This is a genomic window from Brenneria corticis (assembly GCF_003115855.1).
Classification (GTDB): Bacteria; Pseudomonadota; Gammaproteobacteria; order Enterobacterales; family Enterobacteriaceae; genus Brenneria; species Brenneria corticis.
The window spans coordinates 1-3,013 of record NZ_KZ819126.1 but is presented as its reverse complement, the minus strand read 5'-3'; the positions used below and the strand labels follow the sequence as shown (position 1 = coordinate 3,013).

Below are 3,013 nucleotides of genomic sequence, written 5' to 3'. Positions count from 1 at the left end.
TTCGGGTTGTGAGGTTAAGCGACTAAGCGTACACGGTGGATGCCTAGGCAGTCAGAGGCGATGAAGGGCGTGCTAATCTGCGAAAAGCGTCGGCAAGGTGATATGAACCGTTACACCCGACGATACCCGAATGGGGAAACCCAGTGCAATCCGTTGCACTATCATCACATGAATACATAGTGTGATGAGGCGAACCGGGGGAACTGAAACATCTCAGTACCCCGAGGAAAAGAAATCAACCGAGATTCCCCCAGTAGCGGCGAGCGAACGGGGAGGAGCCCAGAACCATCATCAGTTTGTGTGTCAGTGGAAGCGTCTGGAAAGTCGCACGACAAAGGGTGATAGTCCCGTACACGAAGATGCACAGATTGTGAGTTCGATGAGTAGGGCGGGACACGAGATATCCTGTCTGAAGATGGGGGGACCATCCTCCAAGGCTAAATACTCCTGACTGACCGATAGTGAACCAGTACCGTGAGGGAAAGGCGAAAAGAACCCCGGCGAGGGGAGTGAAACAGAACCTGAAACCGTGTACGTACAAGCAGTGGGAGCCTTGATTTATCANACAGAACCTGAAACCGTGTACGTACAAGCAGTGGGAGCCCCACCACCAAAACACTTCCGGGCCGAAAGGCGATGCGGATGTCGAGGTGAGGGTTGTCATCGCGTTTTTTGCGATGACCAACACACAAAACAAGCAGTGAGTGTTTTGGGGTGGGGTGACTGCGTACCTTTTGTATAATGGGTCAGCGACTTATATTCTGTAGCAAGGTTAACCGCATAGGGGAGCCGCAGGGAAACCGAGTCTTAACTGGGCGTCAAGTTGCAGGGTATAGACCCGAAACCCGGTGATCTAGCCATGGGCAGGTTGAAGGTTGGGTAACACTAACTGGAGGACCGAACCGACTAATGTTGAAAAATTAGCGGATGACTTGTGGCTGGGGGTGAAAGGCCAATCAAACCGGGAGATAGCTGGTTCTCCCCGAAAGCTATTTAGGTAGCGCCTCGTGAATTCATCTGCGGGGGTAGAGCACTGTTTCGACTAGGGGGTCATCCCGACTTACCAACTCGATGCAAACTGCGAATACCGTAGAATGTTATCACGGGAGACACACGGCGGGTGCTAACGTCCGTCGTGAAGAGGGAAACAACCCAGACCGCCAGCTAAGGTCCCAAAGTCATGGTTAAGTGGGAAACGATGTGGGAAGGCCCAGACAGCCAGGATGTTGGCTTAGAAGCAGCCATCATTTAAAGAAAGCGTAATAGCTCACTGGTCGAGTCGGCCTGCGCGGAAGATGTAACGGGGCTAAACCATGCACCGAAGCTGCGGCAGCGAACGTATCACCCAAGACAATTCAGCGTTGTGGATAACGATTGATGGAGCGAAGCGACATCAATGCGTCCTACAAAGTCGNGAAGGTGGCCTGTGAGGGCTGCTGGAGGTATCAGAAGTGCGAATGCTGACATAAGTAACGATAATGCGGGTGAAAAACCCGCACGCCGGAAGACCAAGGGTTCCTGTCCAACGTTAATCGGGGCAGGGTGAGTCGACCCCTAAGGCGAGGCCGAAAGGCGTAGTCGATGGGAAACGGGTTAATATTCCCGTACTGGTTGTTACTGCGAAGGGGGGACGGAGAAAGCTAGGTTGGCCGGGCGACGGTTGTCCCGGTTTAAGCGTGAAGGTGGGTGTTTTTGGAAAATCCGGAACACCGTTAACACTGAGGCGTGATGACGAGTCACTACGGTGATGAAGTAACCGATGCTACGCTTCCAGGAAAAGCCTCTAAGCACCAGGTAACAATCAATCGTACCCCAAACCGACACAGGTGGTCAGGTAGAGAATACTCAGGCGCTTGAGAGAACTCGGGTGAAGGAACTAGGCAAAATGGTGCCGTAACTTCGGGAGAAGGCACGCTGGATTTGGTGAAGTCCCTCGCGGATGAAGCTGAGACCAGTCGCAGATACCAGCTGGCTGCAACTGTTTAATAAAAACACAGCACTGTGCAAACACGAAAGTGGACGTATACGGTGTGACGCCTGCCCGGTGCCGGAAGGTTAATTGATGGGGTCAGCAGCAATGCGAAGCTCTTGATCGAAGCCCCGGTAAACGGCGGCCGTAACTATAACGGTCCTAAGGTAGCGAAATTCCTTGTCGGGTAAGTTCCGACCTGCACGAATGGCGTAATGATGGCCAGGCTGTCTCCACCCGAGACTCAGTGAAATTGAACTCGCTGTGAAGATGCAGTGTACCCGCGGCAAGACGGAAAGACCCCGTGAACCTTTACTATAGCTTGACACTGAACCTTGAGCCTTGATGTGTAGGATAGGTGGGAGGCATTGAAGCGTGGACGCCAGTCTGCGTGGAGCCGACCTTGAAATACCACCCTTTGATGTTTGATGTTCTAACGTGGGCCCCTGACCGGGGTTGCGGACAGTGTCTGGTGGGTAGTTTGACTGGGGCGGTCTCCTCCCAAAGAGTAACGGAGGAGCACGAAGGTTAGCTAATCCTGGTCGGACATCAGGAGGTTAGTGCAAAGGCATAAGCTAGCTTGACTGCGAGAGTGACGGCTCGAGCAGGTGCGAAAGCAGGTCTTAGTGATCCGGTGGTTCTGAATGGAAGGGCCATCGCTCAACGGATAAAAGGTACTCCGGGGATAACAGGCTGATACCGCCCAAGAGTTCATATCGACGGCGGTGTTTGGCACCTCGATGTCGGCTCATCACATCCTGGGGCTGAAGTAGGTCCCAAGGGTATGGCTGTTCGCCATTTAAAGTGGTACGCGAGCTGGGTTTAGAACGTCGTGAGACAGTTCGGTCCCTATCTGCCGTGGGCGTTGGAAGATTGAGAGGGGTTGCTCCTAGTACGAGAGGACCGGAGTGAACGCACCACTGGTGTACGGGTTGTGATGCCAATTGCATTGCCCGGTAGCTAAGTGCGGAAGAGATAACCGCTGAAAGCATCTAAGCGGGAAACTTGCCTCGAGATGAGTCTTCCCTGGGACTTTAAGTCCCC

1 rRNA gene is annotated in these 3,013 nt (G+C 53.3%); it reads left to right on the top strand.

Going from position 1 to position 3,013, the window contains the following annotated elements:
• Positions 1–12 precede the first annotated feature (12 nt).
• Positions 13–3,013, top strand: a 23S ribosomal RNA gene (locus DDT56_RS24150); the annotation flags it as partial.